Source organism: Protaetiibacter mangrovi (assembly GCF_024752305.1).
Taxonomy (GTDB): domain Bacteria; phylum Actinomycetota; class Actinomycetes; order Actinomycetales; family Microbacteriaceae; genus Homoserinibacter; species Homoserinibacter mangrovi.
On the sequence record NZ_JANTHX010000007.1, the window covers coordinates 336,595 to 352,202 of the forward strand.

A 15,608-nucleotide genomic window follows, 5' to 3' on the forward strand; every position below is an offset into this window, starting at 1 on the left:
TCATCCTACGTTCGTCGGGAGTCGAGCCGGGCGGCGTGCTTGCGGGCGACGTCGGCGACCGCGGCCTCGAGCCCCGGGTCCTCGCCGCGGGCGAGTCCCGCGTACTCGAGGCGCACCCCGTCGCCGTCGGCGCTGACGGCGATCCACATGCGGCGCCGCGGCACGAACAGGCTCACGAGCAGGCCGCCGAGGATGAGCAGCGCGAACAGCAGCACCCACCCCTCGGTCGGGTCGTGGTGGAACTCGACGCTCACGAAGCGCTGCAGCCCCGTGAACTCGATCGTGCCGAGACCGTCGGGCAGCTCGGCGGTCTGTCCCTGCGTCAGCTGAATCGCCGGGGTGTCGGCCTTCGGCCCCGCGATCTGGGTGAGGTTGTCGACGTTCAGCGAATAGGCGTTCACCGAGACGCCCGCATCGAGCCCCAGATCGCCCTTGTACAGGGTCAGGGAGAGCAGGCTCGAGGTTCCTGGGTGGGGCGAAACGGAGGTATACGTGCCGTCCGCGAGCTCGAGCGGGTCGGGGTAGAAGTACCCCAGGAAGCCGAGCTGCTCGTCGAGGCCGTCGGGCACCTTGATGACGCCGAGGCTGCGCAGGTTGCCGTCCTGCGGCAGGAACGCGACCGGCCCCGAGAAGGCGACCTCGCCGTCCGGATCGCGCACGGTCACGACGGGCGCGAACCCGTTGCCGAGCAGGTACATCTTGGTGCCGCCGAGCTCGAGCGGGGAGTTCACCTTGAGGTCGGCATCCGTCCAGTCGGTTCCCGGGGTGCGGGTGGAGAGGTGCGCCGTGAAGTCGACCGGCTGGTAGTTGCCCGTCGACGGGTCGAGCTCGTAGCTGCCCTCGAAGTCGTCGAGGCGCACCGAGAACGGCTCCAGCGCGTCATCGGTGAAGAACCGGCCGGGGTTGAACGAGTCGTAGCTCGCGAGCGAGTTGGTGAACGAGGTGTCCTGGATGATCACCTTCTGGCCGGTGTACCCGAAGCCGCCGCCGATGCCCACCGTCACCAGCACGCCGACGAGCGCAGTGTGGAACACCAGGTTGCCCGTCTCGCGCAGATAGCCGCGCTCGCCCGAGATCGAGTCGCGGTAGCGCTCGACGCGGTATCCGGCGCCGCGCAGGGTGGCGCGGGCGGCCTCGACCGCGGTCTCGACATCCGTCGTCGCAGTCTGCTCGGTGTAGCCGACGAGCCGCGACAGCCGAGCCGGGGTCTTGGGCGGGCGGGCGCGCAGCGCGTCGAGGTGGTGCTTCGTGCGGGGCAGGATGCAGCCCACGAGCGAGATGAACAGCAGCAGGTAGATGGCCGAGAACCACGGCGAACTGAAGGTCGAGAACACCCCGAGCGCGTCGAGCACCTGGAAGGTGTCGGGGTTGTTCTGCTCGTACTGGATGACGCCGTTCGGGTCGGAGCTGCGCTGCGGCACGAGCGAACCCGGCACCGCGGCGAGCGCGAGCAGCAGCAGCAGCACGAGCGCGGTGCGCATGCTGGTGAGCTGCCGCCAGAAGAAGCGCAGGTAGCCGACGGGTCCCAGCTTCGGCTGGGCGATGCCGTCGGCGGCCGGCTCGGCGTCGATGTGGTCGTCGGGCCGGTGCGGGTCGCCGCTGCGCTCGGTGGGCGCCTTAGAGCGGGGTGCTGAAGCCACCGATCACCGCCCCCAGTTCCGACATGATGACGCTCCACAGCCCCGTGACCATGAGCACGCCGATGATCACGAGCAGCACGCCGCCCGCGATGTTGACGGCGCGGATGTGGCGGCGCACCCAGCCGAGGCTCGACCCGACCCAGCCGAAGCCGAGCGCGACGAGCACGAAGGGCACCCCGAGTCCGGCGCAGTACGCGAGGCCGATGAGCACGGCCCGCCACGGCTCGCCGCCGTAGCCGGCGAGGAAGCCGACCGCGGTGAGGGTCGGGCTGATGCACGGCGTCCAGCCGAGCGCGAACAGGATGCCGAGCAGCGGCGCGCCCACGAGTCCGGTGCGCGGGCGCCAGGTGGGCTTCACCTGCCGCTGCAGCACCGTGACCTGGCCGATGAACACCAGACCCAGCACGATGATGAGCACCCCGCCGATGCGCATGATGAGGTCGCCGTACTGCAGCAGGAAGCGCCCGACCGTGCCCGCGAGCACGAACACCGCCATGAACACGAGCGAGAAGCCGGCGACGAACAGCAGGGCGCCGAGCGTCATCCGGGAGCGCGTGCGGGGGGTGCCGCCCGTGGCGCCCGACACGTAGCCGAGGTACCCGGGCACGAGCGGCAGCACGCAGGGCGAGAGGAACGACATGAGACCCGCGGCGAGCGCGATGGGCACGGCGAACCACAGCCCGCCGGAGATGACGATCTCGCCCGGATCCACCGCTCAGCCCTTCTCGGCGAGCAGCTCGGCGACGATGTCGGCGACGACGCTCGGGCTCTCGAGGAGCCCGCTGATCCGCGCGGCGACGCGCCCCTGCGTGTCGAGGATGAGCGTCGTCGGCACCGAGTTCGGCGCGAGCGTCGAGGAGGCGAAGGCGAGCTGCACGGCGTTGTCGGCGCCGTCGACGATCGAGGGATAGCCGATGCCGAACTTCTTCTCGAAGCCGAGGGCGACATCCGCGGTGTCGCTCACGTTGACCCCGAGCATGGTGACGTCCTCGCCCTCGAACTGGGCGCGCAGCTTCTCGAGGTCGGGCGCCTCCTCGCGGCAGGGCGGGCAGCTGGCGTACCAGAAGTTGACGACGGTGACGGTGCCGGCGAGCGAGGCGGAGTCGAAGGCGTCGCCGGTGTCGAGGGTGCCCGAGAAGGCGATCGCGTCCTCGCGCTCGGATGCCGGGGGCTGGATCACGCGCCCGTCGCCGGAGATGTACCCCCCGCCGCCCCCGGATTCGTACTGCCCCGCGAGGTCGTCCGCCTGAGGGGTGCAGCCGGCGAGCAGCGCCGCGAGCAGGGCCGCGGGCAGCGCGAGGCGCACGCCGATACGGCGGGTTTCTCGGGTGATCACACGGCTCCCAGGTCGATGGACTGCGCGAGCAACTCTGCCGCAGGTTCCTGATAGTCCACCTCGACGAAGGCGCCGTCCCTCCAGGCGAGGGTCGTGATGCTCGACAGCGCGCAGCGGCGGGTGCGCGGATCGTGGGCGAGCGGCTTGCGCGCGACGGTGCGCGCGACCATCCAGATCGGCAGCTGGTGGGTGACGAGCACCGCGTCGCCGCCGTCGGTCTCGGCGTACGCCTGCGCCACCGCGGCCATCATCCGGGTGCGGATGGAGGTGAACGCCTCGCCCCAGGTCGGGCGCCAGGGTCCGACGAGGTAGGGCCAGTTGCGGGGGTCACGCAGGCCCCGGCGCACATTGGTGCCCTCGAAGCGGTTGGCCGGCTCGATGAGGCGCTCGTCGATACGCGGCTCGAGCCCGAATCGCGCCGCCCACGGCGCCGCCGACTCCCGGGTGCGCTGCAGGGGGCTCGCCACGAGCGCGGTGACCGGGCGATCGGCGAACGAGACCGCGGCCATGGCCGCCATCCGGTGGCCGAGCTCGGACAGCCCGAATCCCGGCAGGCGCCCGTAGAGCACGCGGTCGGGGTTGAAGACCTCGCCGTGGCGAACGAGATGGACGAGGTCGGCCGGCACCCGTCCAGTCTACGAGCGGCCCGACGCCCGCGTTCCCCGGGTGAGGGGTCGCAAACTGCACCCCCGACGGCGTGTCCCGTGCACTTTGAGACCCCTCACCCCTCGACGAAGAAGTTGTCGCGGAAGAGGCCGTCCGGGTCGACGCGGGACTTGAGCGCGCGGATGCGGGCGAGGGTCTCCGGCGGGAAGGCGCGCTCGACCCGGTCGCCGCGGGGGTCGGCCTCGAAGCTGAGGTAGACCCCCAGGATGTGGTGCTCGAGGGCGTCCCACGTCGCGTTCAGCCAGTCGGCATCGCCCGAGATCGCCGCGAGCGAGAAGTTCGCGGAGCGGTGGGCGTAGGCCGTGGCGTCCTCCGGCACGTCGGAGACTGCGCCGCCGACCGCCCGGATCTGGAAGAAGTGCACGCGACCGCTCTGCAGCATCCGCGCCAGCTCGTCCGCGAGCTCCGGCGTGAGGTGCTCGACGAGCCCTCCCCGCGCCACGGGCGCGCCGTGGCCGCCGTTGGACTCGCCGGGCGCGTTGGCGATGACCGCCGCATAGGGGGCGACCACGATCGACTGCTCGAGCAGCGGGGCGAGCTCGGCGAACGGCTGCAGCCGCTCGAGGATCGTGTCGGGGTCGGAGGAGTCGACGAGCAGCAGCGCCATGGCCGTCGACCTGCCCCCACGTGGTGCGCCCAGGATGATCTCGCCCGACACGTCGCGCGGCGCCGACTCCATCGTCTCGCCCCAACCGGCCAGGAACGCGGCGGTATCGGATGCGTCGAAGGCGAGCTGCGCCCAGCCGACGTCCCCGGCCTCCGCCGCCTCGAACTCGAACGCCGTCGCGATCCCGAGATTGGCTCCAGCCCCGCGGACACCCCAGAACAGCTCGGGGTCGTGGCCGGCGTCGACGCGCACGACGCTGCCGTCCGCGAGAACGAGCTCGGCGGCGCGCATCGCGTCGATCGTGAGGCCGTGCTCGCGGGCGAAGTACCCGACGCCGCCGGCCGTCGCGAGGCCGCCCACGCCGACGCCGCCGTAGTCGCCGGAGGTGATGACCCAGCCGTACGGCGCGAGCGCGGCGGCGACGTCCTGCCAGCGGGCGCCCGGTCCGACGCGCACGAGACGGGCATCCTCGTCGAGCACCTCGATGCCGCGGAGCGCCGACACGTCGATCACCAGGCCGCCGTCGTTGGTCGAGCGGCCGCTGATGCCGTGGCTGCCGCTGCGGATGCCGAGGGGGAGGTGGCGGTGCTCCCGCGCCACCGCGATCGCCTGGACCACCTCCTCGACGCCACGCGGGCGCAGCACGAGGCCGGGTGAGCCTCCGCGCATGTAGGTCGACCGCACCCGGCGGTACTCGCGGTCGCCGGGCTCGACGGCGTTCGCGGCGAGGGAGTCGGGCAGGGCGTCGTAGTCGATTCCGGCCGCGCGGGCCGCGAGCGCGGATGCGGGACGCACGCGGTCGGACACGGCGACACCGCCCGCGGTGCGCGCCTGCGCGACCCGCGCGCGCAGTCCGGGAGCCACCTCGGTCGCGAAGGTCTCGAGGGCGGCTGGGTCGTCGCTCGCGAGGATCAGCGTCGACACGCCGTCGTCGACGACGAGCGGCAGCAACTGCTCCACCCAGCTCGCGGGAGGACCCTGCAGGAACCCCGCCTCGTCGTCGTGGAACCGGCCGCCGATGTTCAGCAGCCGCCGGATCTCGCGGGGGTCGCGCCCCGCCGACTCCGCCGCCGCATCGATCACGGCGTTGCCCGCGGCGAGTCCGCCCTCCCCGAGGTACGCCCAGCTCGGCAGCCAGCCGTCGCCCGACCGGCCGATCAGGCGCAGCATCCGCGGCTTCAGGGCGCCGATCCAGATCGGGATGTCGTGGGCGGGCGCCGGGCCGCGCTTGGCCCCGTCGACGCGGTAGAACTCGCCGTCGACCCGCAGCCCGCCGCGCTCGTCGACGTCCCACAGGCCGCGGATGATCGGCAGCGCCTCCTCGAGCGCCGAGACGTTCTCGCCCGGTGTTCGGCGCGGGCCGCCCATCGCGACGATCGGGTCGACGAAGCCGCCCGCGCCGAGGCCGAGCTCGAACCGACCCCCCGACAGCAGGTCGAGACTCGCAGCCGACCGCGCCAGCACGGCCGGAGGACGCAGGGGCAGGTTGTGCACGTTGGCGGCGACGTGGATGCTGCTGGTCTGCGCGGCGACCCAGCTGAGCAGCGTCCAGGTGTCGAGGAACGCCGGCTGGTACGGGTGGTCCTGGAAGGTCACGAGGTCGTAGCCCAGCTCCTCGGCGAGCCGGGCGAGCGCGACGGGCGCATCGGGTCGGGCAGCGGTCGGGGTGATGAAGGTGCCGAAGCGCAGGGGGTGACCGTAGTCGGGCATGACCACAGCCTCGCCGCTCGGGCGCGCCCCGGCAACGCGCCGGTAAGTCGCTTACTCTGGGTAAGTGGACGACATCCAGCACATCGACGACGAAGCCTGCCGCCGTCTGATCTCCTCGACCGAACTCGTGGGTCGCCGCTGGAGCTCCGGCATCCTGCTCGCGATCGGTCGGGGCGCGACGCGGTTCAGCGCGATCGTGGCCGCCGTCGACGGCCTCTCCGACCGGATGGCGGCGCAGCGGCTGCGCGAGCTGGAGGCGTCGGGTCTCGTCGATCGGACCGTCGTGCCCACGACGCCGGTGCAGGTGCGCTACCGCCTGACCCGCGCCGGCGATGAACTGCTGCGCGCCCTTCAGCCGCTCGCCAGCTGGGGCCATCGCTGGGGCGATCTCGCCGACGGGGAGTCACGCCGCGAGGCGGGCTAGCCGCGCAGCCGCATCCGCCCTCCGCCCCCCGCCCCCCGAATCAAGGAGTCGAGCAACCCGAATCAAGGACCCGATGTGACGGATGAGGGTGGAGTCGCCCACTGCGGCCCCGGCAAGCGCGCAGCTCCTTGATTTCGGTTGCTCGACTCCTTGATTTGGGACGGATGCTCGGGGCGGGGTCAGGCGCCGGCGCGCTCCAGCAGCGTCGCCAGGTTCGCGGCGAGCTCGGCACGGTAGGGCACGAGCCAGTCGCCCGAGAACCCGCGCGGCACGATCTCGGTCGTCATGAGCACCGTGAACCAGATGCGGTAGAGCTCGATCCGGGCGCGCTCGTCCGGCGAGAACACCGGGACCGCGGCGAGCCGCGGATCCGGATCGCCGACGTTCATCGCGTCGCCGGCGACGACGTCGAACAGCGGATCCGCCCACATCGCCCGCTCCACGTCGATCAGCCCGAGCACCCGCCCCGACTCGGGCACGACGAAGACGTTGCCGCGCCACGGGTCGCCGTGCACCAGGCGCGGCACCGTGACCTGGGCGAGCGCCTCCCGTCCGCGTGCGACGGCGGCGCGGATGCGGGAATCCGGCAGCGCGACGCCCGCCCGCCGCGCATCCGCGAGCAGGCTCTCGACGATGAGCGCGACCGCCTCGGGCCAGCTCGTGGCGCGCAGCGTCGACGAGCCGGGGTAGCCGAACTCCGCACCCGTCTCGGCGTGCACGCGCGCGAGGACCGCACCCAGCTCCCGCGTCGCGCGATCGTTCGCCGCATCCGACATGGTCGCCGCGGCGAGGTCCCAGCGCTCGCCCGGCATCCGGCTCATCGCGAGTACGTCGACCGGGAGGGCATCCCGCCCGGTGTCGAGGAGCAGCAGCCGCGGATACGGCCACCCGCGCTCCGCGGCGAGCCCCATGGCCCACGCCTCCGTGCGCAGCATCCGCTCCTCGTAGAGCAGCAGCGAGGGGGCGTCGTCGGCCGGCGCGATCTTCACGATCGCCTCCGCACCGGATGCGAACCCCGCCTCCCACACGGAGGCGAACGTGCCGCCCTCGAGCAGGTCGAGCCGGGTGAGCTCGCCGAGCGGCGCGAGCACCCGGGCGAGCCGGTCGGGATCGGGCGGATCGAAGCTCACGCCCGGAGGATAGCCCCTCCGGTGGCGCGACTAGACTTTCCCCCCGTGACCTCCCGCACCCTCGTCAAGCAGCTCGCCGCCCAGCCCGACGGACCGGTGTCCGTCTCCGGATGGGTCGAGACGGTGCGCGATCAGAAGAAGGTGCAGTTCGTCATCCTGCGCGACGAGTCGGGCGCCGTGCAGCTCGTGCACCCGCGCACCGACATCGAGGAGCCCGGAGCCGATCCGCTCGCCACGAGCATCTCGGCCCTCACCCACGGCACCTTCCTGACGGTGACGGGCGAGCTCAAGCACGACGAGCGCGTGAAGCTCGGCGGACTCGAGGTGAAGATCGGCGACATCGAGGTGGCCGCCCCCGCGCTCGACATCCCCATCGCCGAGGACTCGTCGATCGACAAGCGCCTCGACTGGCGTTTCATCGACCTGCGCCGCCCCGAGCAGAACCTGGTGTTCCGGGTGCAGACCACGTTCCTGCACGCCCTGCGCAGCTGGTGGGTCGAGAACGACTTCATCGAGATCCACACCCCGAAGCTCATGGCGTCGGCGTCCGAGTCGCGCGCCGAGCTGTTCGAGGTGGAGTACTTCGAGACGAAGGCCTACCTCGCGCAGAGCCCGCAGTTCTTCAAGCAGATGGCGCAGCCGGCCGGCTTCGGCAAGGTGTTCGAGGTCGCACCCGCCTTCCGGGCCGACCCGTCGTTCACGAGCCGGCACGCCACCGAGTTCATCTCGGTCGACGCCGAGATGAGCTGGGTCGACTCGCACGAGGACGTCATGGCCATGCACGAGCAGCTGCTCGTGGCGGGCCTCACCGCGGTGGCCGAGAAGCACGGGGCCGAGATCGAGGCGGCGTTCGGCATCCAGGTGACGGTGCCCTCGACGCCGTTCCCGCGCATCCCGCTCGCCGAGGCGCACAGCATCCTCGAGTCCCGCGGCTACACCGTGCCGCGCGCCGACGGCGACCTCGACCCCGAGGGCGAGCGCCGCCTCGCCGAGTACGTCAAGGAGCAGTACGGGCACGAGTTCGTGTTCGTCACCGACTACGCCACCGGGATCCGGCCGTTCTACCACATGCGCCACGCCGACGACCCGACGCTCACCAACAGCTACGACCTGCTGTTCAACGGCGTCGAGATCTCGACCGGCGCCCAGCGCGAGCACCGCGTCGACGTGCTCGTCGCACAGGCCGAGGAGAAGGGCCTCGACCCCGAGGAGCTCGGGTTCTACCTCGACTTCTTCCGCTACGGCGTGCCGCCGCACGGCGGGTTCGGGATGGGCCTCAACCGCGTCACGATGCTGCTGCTGCACCAGCCCTCGATCCGCGAGGTCACCTACCTCTTCCGCGGGCCGAACCGCCTGACGCCGTGAGAGTACGCACTTCTGCGTGCTGTCGACCGTGAGGGTACGCAGAAGTGCGTGCTCTCACGGATGGGCTCACGCCGTCTGCTGGTAGCGCGGCTCCTGGAGCACCGTGAGGTCTTCCATCGTGGCGCGCGGGATCGACCGCATGACGGCCTCCACCATCGCGACCGCCGAGGCCTTGGCGACGTAGTTGCCGCTCACGGCGACCGTCTGCCCGCTCTCGGAGACGATGCGCCAGAAGTACGGCTGCGTGGGGTTCTTGCTGCGCAGGACCTGGAAACGCATCGGGGGCTCCTCGAACGCTCGGGGGGAGGTGATCCCTGGAGACTAGACCGGATCGGCCACCCCCGCTAGGGGGTCACGGCGCGGCGAGGTCAGCGCTCGTAGTCGACGCAGCTGCGCGCCTCGGCGACCGAGCGGATGAACGCGGCCGCCTCCACGTGCGCCGGATGCACCTGGTACGCGGCCAGGTCGTCGGCGTCCGCGAAGTCGGAGTCGAGCACGACGTGCCAGTTGCCCTCCGTCGCGCCGAGGTCCACGCCCACGTCGATCCGCTCGGCGGCGAGCACCCCGCGGAGCCCCTCGAGGCGCGACTTGATGCCCGCGGCGTCGGCTGCGCGCTGCTCCGGATCGGCGGACGCGAGCCGCCAGCTGACGATGTGACGGATCACGCCGTCTCCTCCCTCTCGTCGAGTGCGCGGCGCAACCGCGCGGGGTCGACGCGCCAGATGGTGTGCACCCGGTCGTCGATCAGCAGCACCGGGATCTCCTCGGCGTACCGGTCGAGCAGCGCCTCGTCCTCCAGGATGTTGCGCTCCTCGAGCGCGAGCCCGCGCTCCCCCGCCACCTCGAGCACGATCGCCCGGGCGTCGTCGCACAGATGGCATCCGGGCTTGCCGAGGAGGGTCAGGCGCGGTGCGGACACCCACCTAGACTATGGGGGTCATGCCCGAGGACCCGCACCACCCGAGCCCGAGCGAACGCCCCGTCATCGCCTTCTTCGACGTGGACAACACGCTCATGCACGGCACGAGCGTGTTCCACGTGGGACGCGAGGCCTGGGCGCGCGGCATCATCGGCTGGCGCGACATCCTGCTGTTCGGCTGGCACCAGCGCCGCTTCATCAAGGTCGGCGAGAACCACGAGCACATGGGAACCGCGAAGGAGCGGGCCCTGGGACTCGTCGCCGGGCACACCGAGGAGCAGATCCAGGGGCTGGCCGAGTCGATCTGGGAGCACCGCATCCGCCCGCGGCTCTGGCCCGAGACGGTGGCGCTCGCCCACGAGCACCTCGCGAAGGGCCACCAGGTGTGGCTCGTCTCGGCGACCCCGATCGAGGTCGGGCAGCTCATCGCGACCAAGCTGGGTCTGACCGGGGCCCTCGGCACCCGGGTCGAGGCGGTGGACGGCGTCTACACGGGACGGCTCATCGGCACGGTGCTGCACGCGGAGCACAAGGCCGTCGCGGCACGCGCCCTCGCCGACGAGCTCGGGGCCGACCTCGCCGCGTCCTGGGCGTACTCGGACAGCCGCAACGACATCCCGCTGCTCGAGCTCGTCGGCAACCGCGTCGCGGTGAACCCGGATGCGGGGCTCACCCGCTACGCCGCCGAGAAGGGCTGGCCGACGATGCGGCTCGACCCGGCGTCCATCAAGGCGCAGCAGAAGGTGGTGCGCCGAGAGGCCAAGCAGGTCGGCCGGGGAAAGACGAAGCCCCGGGACTGATCCCGGGGCCATCTGTCACTTCTTGTTGCGACGCTGGTGACGCGTCTTGCGCAGAAGCTTGCGGTGCTTCTTCTTCGCCATGCGCTTGCGGCGCTTCTTGATGACGGAACCCATGTTCACCTCATTCGTTCGACTAGCGGACCACCGGGTCCGTGTCGAACCGCGGGAAGCCTAACCGGGTGATTCTATCAGCCGGCCTGGATGTCGTGGTCGGCGATGCCCACGACGCCCGCCACCGCCGACTCGGGGATGCGGTACGAGCGCCCGAAGCGCACGGCCGGCAGCTCTCCCGAGTGCACGAGGCGGTACACGGTCATCGAGGAGACGCGCATCATGTCGGCGACCTCCTGGACCGTCAGGAAGCGCACGTCGGAGAGATCGCGTGCCATGTCCGCCTCGATAGCTGTGTGGGTGGTGTGACTCCTGTGGCAGGAGTGCTCTGCCACAGAGTAGAGGTTCGGGCGATCCCGTGTCCAGGACCCGGCCGGCCGTGCATCCGGGCGTGGGACGCTGGAGGCATGAGGGTGCTCGCGACGTTCCGCGCCTCGCGCCGCCAGCCGTGGCTGCAGGTCGCGAAGTCGGCGGTCGCGACCATCGTCGCCTGGCTGGTGGCCGGATGGCTGATCCCGGGTCCGTTGCCCGTCTTCGCCGCGATCGCGGCGCTGCTCGTCGTGCAGCCGAGCCTCAACCAGTCGGTCGCCAAGGCGATCGAGCGCTCGGTGGGCGTCGTCGCCGGCGTCGTCATCGCCTCGGCCCTGGCCCTCGCCTTCGGACAGGCGACGTGGGTCGTGCTCGTCGCCGTCGTCGCCGCGCTCGCGGTCGCCTGGGCGCTGCGCATGACGACGGGCACCTCGAACCAGGTCGCCATCAGCGCGCTGCTCGTGCTCGCCCTCGGGGCCGCGACCCCCGACTACGCGCTCGACCGCGTGCTCGAGACGGTGATCGGCGCGGTCATCGGGTTCATCGTGAACCTCGCGTTCGTGCCGCCCGTCGCGCTCGCGCCCGCACAGCGCACGGTCGACGCGCTGGGCGGCGAGGTGGCCGCCTCGCTCGACCGCCTCGCGACCGCCCTCGGCGAACGGCAGACCCCCGCCCAGCTCGAGGAGCTCATGCTCACGGCGCGGCTCATGCGACCGATGGTGCAGACCGCGACCGACGCGATCGCATCCGCCGCCGAATCCCTCACGCTCAACCCGCGGGCCCGGCGACGCCGCGAGGAGCTGCGGCGGCTCGAGGCGACGCTCGCCCGGCTCGGCCCGATCGTGACCCAGGTGATCGGAATGACGCGGGCGGTCTACGACCGCTACGACACGGGCCTGGCCGAGGAGCCCACCGTGCGGGCGATCGCCGAGCAGCTGCGTCGCGCCGCCCACGACGTGCGCCGGGTGATGCGACGCACGAGCGCGGAGCCGGGCGACCCGCCGACCCAGTCGATCCCCGCGCTCACCTCGCCGCTCGTGATCGGCGCGCCGTCGTCGGGGCACTGGATCCTCGTCGGGTCGCTCCTCGAGGACCTCCGCCGCATCCACGAGACGCTCGCGGAGTCGGCGGACTGAGCGCGCTCAGCTCTTGCGGAGCTTCGGCAGCTTCTCGCTGACCCGGGCGCGGGCGCCCTCGATCTTCTCCTGCGCCGTCTCGAACGCGACGCGGGCGACGTTCGCCGTCTCGGCGGCCGTGCGGCCCAGCCGGTCGCCGAACTCGGCGCCCGCCCACGCGGCGTAGACGGTGGTCGCACCGTTCTCGTCGGTGCCGACGGTGAAGTCGGTGAACGGCTCCAGCCACACCTCGATCTCCTCGAGCGGGCTCGCGTCGAGGTGGTAGTAGCGGTGCTGTCCCTCCTCGCGCACGCCGACCAGACCGTGCTCGCGCAGCACCTTCAGGTGCTTCGACACCGTGGGCTGGGCGATGCCGAGCTCGGTCACGAGATCGCCGACGGCGAGCTCGCCGCGGCTCTCGAGCAGCTGCCGGAGGATCTCACGGCGAGTACCGTCCGCCAGGACGTCGAAGATGTCGGCCATTCCGACAGACTAGCCAGGCGACCCGGGGAGTACCATGACCCGGATCCGGCGGACGAGCTGAGGGGGACGGATGCGCACCAAGCCGGTGCAGCGCGAACCTCTCGGAGCGCGCATCGTCGACGGGATCGGCGACTTCGCCACCCTGACGCCGGCGCGCTTCGCCATCACGGTCTTCGCCATCCTCGTCGGCACCTTCACGCTGCTGCTCTCGCTGCCGATCTCGACGGCGACCGGCGAGCGCGCGCCCTTCGTCGACGCGCTCTTCACCGCGGTGTCGGTGATCTGCGTCACGGGGCTCACGACGGTCGACATGGCGAGCTTCTGGTCGCCGTTCGGGCACGTCGTGATCTTCGTCGGCGTCGAGGTGGGCGGCATCGGCGTGCTGACGCTCGCCTCGATCCTCGGCCTGGTGATCAGCCGCCGCCTCGGCCTGCGGCAGAAGCTCATCGCGGCGGGCGATGCGAACCCGCTGCGCATCCACCGCGGCCCGGTCGCGGAGGGGCAGGCGGTGCGCCTCGGCGAGACCGGCGGTCTGCTGCTCACGGTCGCCACGAGCGTCATCGTGATCGAGCTCATCGTGGCCGCGGTGCTCTTCCCGCGCCTGCTGCTCGCCGGGGAGGATCCGGGCACCGCCGTGCTGCACTCCTTCTACTGGTCGGCGATGTCGTTCACGAACACCGGGTTCACCCCGACGAGCGAGGGCCTCGGTCCGTTCTCGGGCGACCCGTGGTTCCTGATCACGATCATGGTGTCGGTGATCCTCGGCGCGATCGGCTTCCCGGTGATCTACACGCTGCGCCGCAGCCTGCATCCGCGCCGCTGGTCGCTGCACACGAAGCTCACGCTCGTGACCTTCGCGCTGCTTCTCGTCGGGGGTGCGCTCGCCTACTTCCTGCTCGAGTTCTTCAACCCGGCGACCATGGGCGCGATGGACCCCGGGCAACGGGTGCTGCAGTCGTTCTTCCTGTCGGCGATGGCGCGCTCGGGCGGATTCTCGACCATCGACATCCCCTCGCTCGACGGCTCGAGCCTGCTCGTGACCGACATGCTGATGTTCGTGGGCGGCGGTTCGGCATCCACCGCGGGCGGCATCAAGGTGACGACCCTCGCGATCCTGTTCCTCGCCGCGTTCGCCGAGGCGCGCGGCAACGACGACCTCGAGGCCTACGGGCGCCGCATCCCGTCGGATGTGCTGCGCCTCGCCGTCTCCGTGGTGCTCTGGGGCGCGACGATCGTGGCGGCCTCGAGCATCGCGATCCTGCTCATCAACGACGACGAGCGGCTCGACTACGTGCTGTTCGACGTGATCAGCGCCTTCGCGACCTGCGGCCTGAGCTCCGGGTTCACGCAGAGCGCGAGCGACCCCGCGCAATACGTGCTGGCCGCGACCATGTTCTTCGGACGCATCGGTACAGTGACACTCGCCGCGGCGCTCGCGGCGTCCACGCGGCGGCAGCTGTTCCGCCGCCCGGAGGAGAGGCCCATCGTTGGTTGAGAAGATCGCCCACGACGCACCCGTTCTCGTGATCGGGCTCGGCCGGTTCGGCGCCGCCACCGCGGGGCAGCTGCAGCGGCTCGACCGCGAGGTGCTGGCGGTCGACGAGGACATGGGCCTCGTGCAGAAGTGGGCCGAGCGGGTCACCCACGCCGTGCAGGCGGACGCGCGATCGATCGACGCGCTGCGCCAGATCGGCGCCGAGGACTTCCAGATCGCGGTGGTCGCGGTCGGCAGCTCGATCGAGGCGAGCGTGCTCATCACCGCGAACCTCGTCGACCTGAAGGTGCCGCAGATCTGGGCGAAGGCGATCAGCCAGTCGCACGGCAAGATCCTCAGCCGGATCGGCGCCAACCACGTGATCTACCCGGAGGCGGAGGCGGGCGAGCGGGTCGCGCACCTGGTGTCGGGGCGCATGATCGACTTCATCGAGTTCGACGACGGCTTCGCGATCGTGAAGATGTACCCGCCGAAGCCCATCCGCGGCCTCAGCCTCGCCGAGTCGCACGTGCGCCAGCGCTACGGCATCACGGTGGTCGGGGTGAAGAGCCCGGGCAAGGACTTCACCTACGCCACGCCCGAGACGATGATCTCGAACCACGACCTCATCATCGCGTCGGGCTCCACCGCCGACCTCGAGAAGTTCGCGTCGCTGCAGTCCTAACCGCTCAGCCGCGCGCCATCTCGCGGGCGCGGGCGATGGCCGCCTCGGCGGCGCGCTCGAAGACGTCGGCGAGCCGCGCCTCGTCGAGCACGGCGATGAGGCGCTCGGTGGTGCCCTTGGGGCTCGTCACCCGGCGCCGAAGCTCGGCGGGCTCCTCCCCGGTCGCGGCGAGCAGCTCGGCCGATCCGACGAGCGTCTGCTCGGCGAGAAGACGCGCCTCCTCCCGCGTGAACCCGAGCCGCTCGGCCGTCTCGGTGAGCTGCTCGGTGAGGTAGTAGAACGTCGCGGGACCGGATCCGGAGATCGCCGACAGGGCGTCGATCCGCTCCTCGGGCAGCTCCACGACCGTTCCGACGGCCTGGAAGATCGCCCGGGCGATCGCGAGCTCCGCGTCGCCCGCCCGCGAACCCGCGACCACGCCCGTGACCGCGCGGCGCACGAGCGCGGGGGTGTTGGGCATCGTGCGCACGACGGGGTTCGGCACGACGCCCTCCATCGTCGCCGTCGTGATGCCCGCCGCGACGCTCACGACGACGGCGCGCGCGTCGAGGGCGCCGGCGATCTCGCGCAGGGTGTCGACGACCATGGCGGGCTTGACGCCGAGCAGCACCGCGCCCGCACCGCCCACGACGCCCGCGTTGGCGTGCGGGTTCTCCTCCAGCGACTCGGCGCGCACCCCCTCGGCCCGCCAGGCCGCCGCGGACGCGGCGCTGCGCGTGCTGACGGCGACGGACGCGGGGTCGACACCCGAGGCGATCAGGCCGCGCACGATGGCTCCCGCCATCGAACCGGCGCCCAGCACGGCGAGGGGCGGGAGGGTGGTCATGGCCCTCA

General features: G+C 71.6%; 19 protein-coding genes. 6 read left to right on the forward strand and 13 right to left on the reverse strand.

What is annotated here, in order from left to right; translation table 11 throughout:
- Positions 1-5: 5 nt before the first annotated feature.
- The 5 genes from resB to NUH29_RS09290 form a co-directional block, all read right to left on the reverse strand.
- Complete coding sequence (gene resB, locus NUH29_RS09270) at positions 6-1,640, reverse strand: cytochrome c biogenesis protein ResB (RefSeq protein ID WP_258798806.1); 1,635 nt, start codon at positions 1,638-1,640, stop codon at positions 6-8.
- Positions 1,618-2,352 carry a cytochrome c biogenesis CcdA family protein gene (locus NUH29_RS09275; RefSeq protein ID WP_258798807.1) on the reverse strand — a complete coding sequence of 245 codons (735 nt, stop codon included), beginning with the start codon at positions 2,350-2,352 and terminating at the stop codon, positions 1,618-1,620. Before NUH29_RS09275 ends, resB begins: the two co-directional genes overlap by 23 nt.
- A gap of 3 nt (positions 2,353-2,355) precedes the next feature.
- Complete coding sequence (locus NUH29_RS09280; protein ID WP_258798808.1) at positions 2,356-2,976, reverse strand: TlpA family protein disulfide reductase; 621 nt, start codon at positions 2,974-2,976, stop codon at positions 2,356-2,358.
- Positions 2,973-3,602 carry a histidine phosphatase family protein gene (locus tag NUH29_RS09285; RefSeq protein ID WP_258798809.1) on the reverse strand — a complete coding sequence of 210 codons (630 nt, stop codon included), beginning with the start codon at positions 3,600-3,602 and terminating at the stop codon, positions 2,973-2,975. The genes NUH29_RS09280 and NUH29_RS09285 overlap by 4 nt, the downstream gene beginning before the upstream one ends.
- Positions 3,603-3,697: 95 nt before the next feature.
- Positions 3,698-5,959 carry an LLM class flavin-dependent oxidoreductase gene (locus NUH29_RS09290; protein WP_258798810.1) on the reverse strand — a complete coding sequence of 754 codons (2,262 nt, stop codon included), beginning with the start codon at positions 5,957-5,959 and terminating at the stop codon, positions 3,698-3,700.
- A 64-nt stretch (positions 5,960-6,023) separates the two neighbouring features.
- Here NUH29_RS09290 and NUH29_RS09295 point away from each other — a divergent pair, with 64 nt between their 5' ends.
- Positions 6,024-6,383 (forward strand): winged helix-turn-helix transcriptional regulator, encoded by a 360-nt coding sequence (locus NUH29_RS09295; RefSeq protein WP_258798812.1) that lies wholly within the window; start codon positions 6,024-6,026, stop codon positions 6,381-6,383.
- Positions 6,384-6,562: 179 nt separating this feature from the next.
- On the opposite strand, the gene NUH29_RS09300 is transcribed toward NUH29_RS09295, so the two are convergent.
- On the reverse strand, positions 6,563-7,513 hold the full coding sequence (locus tag NUH29_RS09300) for a phosphotransferase family protein (RefSeq protein WP_258798814.1): 951 nt from the start codon (positions 7,511-7,513) through the stop codon (positions 6,563-6,565).
- Positions 7,514-7,558: 45 nt separating this feature from the next.
- On the opposite strand from NUH29_RS09300, the gene aspS reads away from it, so the two are divergent.
- Complete coding sequence (aspS, locus tag NUH29_RS09305; RefSeq protein WP_258798815.1) at positions 7,559-8,878, forward strand: aspartate--tRNA(Asn) ligase; 1,320 nt, start codon at positions 7,559-7,561, stop codon at positions 8,876-8,878.
- 66 nt (positions 8,879-8,944) lie between these two features.
- On the opposite strand, the gene NUH29_RS09310 is transcribed toward aspS, so the two are convergent.
- From NUH29_RS09310 to NUH29_RS09320, 3 genes are all read right to left on the reverse strand, one after another.
- Positions 8,945-9,157 carry a YegP family protein gene (locus tag NUH29_RS09310; protein ID WP_258798816.1) on the reverse strand — a complete coding sequence of 71 codons (213 nt, stop codon included), beginning with the start codon at positions 9,155-9,157 and terminating at the stop codon, positions 8,945-8,947.
- A gap of 89 nt (positions 9,158-9,246) precedes the next feature.
- The gene (locus NUH29_RS09315) at positions 9,247-9,543 is read right to left on the reverse strand and encodes a Dabb family protein (RefSeq protein WP_258798817.1); all 297 of its coding nucleotides are present in this window, start codon (positions 9,541-9,543) and stop codon (positions 9,247-9,249) included.
- The gene (locus NUH29_RS09320; protein ID WP_258798818.1) at positions 9,540-9,797 is read right to left on the reverse strand and encodes a glutaredoxin family protein; all 258 of its coding nucleotides are present in this window, start codon (positions 9,795-9,797) and stop codon (positions 9,540-9,542) included. Before NUH29_RS09320 ends, NUH29_RS09315 begins: the two co-directional genes overlap by 4 nt.
- Positions 9,798-9,817: 20 nt before the next feature.
- On the opposite strand from NUH29_RS09320, the gene NUH29_RS09325 reads away from it, so the two are divergent.
- Positions 9,818-10,597, forward strand: a complete 780-nt coding sequence (locus NUH29_RS09325) for an HAD family hydrolase (protein WP_258798819.1) — start codon at positions 9,818-9,820, stop codon at positions 10,595-10,597.
- Positions 10,598-10,612: 15 nt separating this feature from the next.
- On the opposite strand, the gene NUH29_RS09330 is transcribed toward NUH29_RS09325, so the two are convergent.
- Together NUH29_RS09330 and NUH29_RS09335 are read right to left on the reverse strand one after the other, a co-directional pair.
- Positions 10,613-10,711 (reverse strand): 30S ribosomal protein bS22, encoded by a 99-nt coding sequence (locus NUH29_RS09330; protein ID WP_003792170.1) that lies wholly within the window; start codon positions 10,709-10,711, stop codon positions 10,613-10,615.
- 74 nt (positions 10,712-10,785) lie between these two features.
- Positions 10,786-10,986, reverse strand: coding sequence for a helix-turn-helix domain-containing protein (locus tag NUH29_RS09335; RefSeq protein WP_258798820.1), 201 nt, complete (start codon positions 10,984-10,986; stop codon positions 10,786-10,788).
- A 129-nt stretch (positions 10,987-11,115) separates the two neighbouring features.
- Between NUH29_RS09335 and NUH29_RS09340 the strand changes: the two genes are divergently transcribed.
- Positions 11,116-12,153, forward strand: coding sequence for an FUSC family protein (locus NUH29_RS09340; protein WP_258798821.1), 1,038 nt, complete (start codon positions 11,116-11,118; stop codon positions 12,151-12,153).
- 6 nt (positions 12,154-12,159) lie between these two features.
- On the opposite strand, the gene NUH29_RS09345 is transcribed toward NUH29_RS09340, so the two are convergent.
- On the reverse strand, positions 12,160-12,615 hold the full coding sequence (locus tag NUH29_RS09345) for an ArsR/SmtB family transcription factor (RefSeq protein WP_258798822.1): 456 nt from the start codon (positions 12,613-12,615) through the stop codon (positions 12,160-12,162).
- 70 nt (positions 12,616-12,685) lie between these two features.
- Here NUH29_RS09345 and NUH29_RS09350 point away from each other — a divergent pair, with 70 nt between their 5' ends.
- Both NUH29_RS09350 and NUH29_RS09355 read left to right on the forward strand, forming a co-directional pair.
- Positions 12,686-14,110 (forward strand): TrkH family potassium uptake protein, encoded by a 1,425-nt coding sequence (locus NUH29_RS09350; RefSeq protein ID WP_258798823.1) that lies wholly within the window; start codon positions 12,686-12,688, stop codon positions 14,108-14,110.
- Positions 14,103-14,774, forward strand: a complete 672-nt coding sequence (locus NUH29_RS09355) for a potassium channel family protein (RefSeq protein ID WP_258798824.1) — start codon at positions 14,103-14,105, stop codon at positions 14,772-14,774. The genes NUH29_RS09350 and NUH29_RS09355 overlap by 8 nt, the downstream gene beginning before the upstream one ends.
- Before the next feature lie 4 nt (positions 14,775-14,778).
- On the opposite strand, the gene proC is transcribed toward NUH29_RS09355, so the two are convergent.
- Entirely contained in the window at positions 14,779-15,600 is an 822-nt protein-coding gene (proC, locus tag NUH29_RS09360; protein ID WP_258798825.1) for a pyrroline-5-carboxylate reductase, read from the reverse strand.
- Positions 15,601-15,608: the final 8 nt, after the last annotated feature.

What these genes read in the sequence shown, in the direction of transcription:
- NUH29_RS09345 (WP_258798822.1), bottom strand. Translation starts at nt 12,615, where the DNA reads ATGGCCGACATCTTCGACGTCCTGGCGGACGGTACTCGCCGTGAGATC.
- NUH29_RS09335 (WP_258798820.1), bottom strand. Translation starts at nt 10,986, where the DNA reads ATGGCACGCGATCTCTCCGACGTGCGCTTCCTGACGGTCCAGGAGGTC.
- NUH29_RS09340 (WP_258798821.1), top strand. Translation starts at nt 11,116, where the DNA reads ATGAGGGTGCTCGCGACGTTCCGCGCCTCGCGCCGCCAGCCGTGGCTG.
- NUH29_RS09350 (WP_258798823.1), top strand. Translation starts at nt 12,686, where the DNA reads ATGCGCACCAAGCCGGTGCAGCGCGAACCTCTCGGAGCGCGCATCGTC.
- NUH29_RS09325 (WP_258798819.1), top strand. Translation starts at nt 9,818, where the DNA reads ATGCCCGAGGACCCGCACCACCCGAGCCCGAGCGAACGCCCCGTCATC.
- NUH29_RS09310 (WP_258798816.1), bottom strand. Translation starts at nt 9,157, where the DNA reads ATGCGTTTCCAGGTCCTGCGCAGCAAGAACCCCACGCAGCCGTACTTC.
- proC (WP_258798825.1), bottom strand. Translation starts at nt 15,600, where the DNA reads ATGACCACCCTCCCGCCCCTCGCCGTGCTGGGCGCCGGTTCGATGGCG.
- NUH29_RS09290 (WP_258798810.1), bottom strand. Translation starts at nt 5,959, where the DNA reads ATGCCCGACTACGGTCACCCCCTGCGCTTCGGCACCTTCATCACCCCG.
- NUH29_RS09330 (WP_003792170.1), bottom strand. Translation starts at nt 10,711, where the DNA reads ATGGGTTCCGTCATCAAGAAGCGCCGCAAGCGCATGGCGAAGAAGAAG.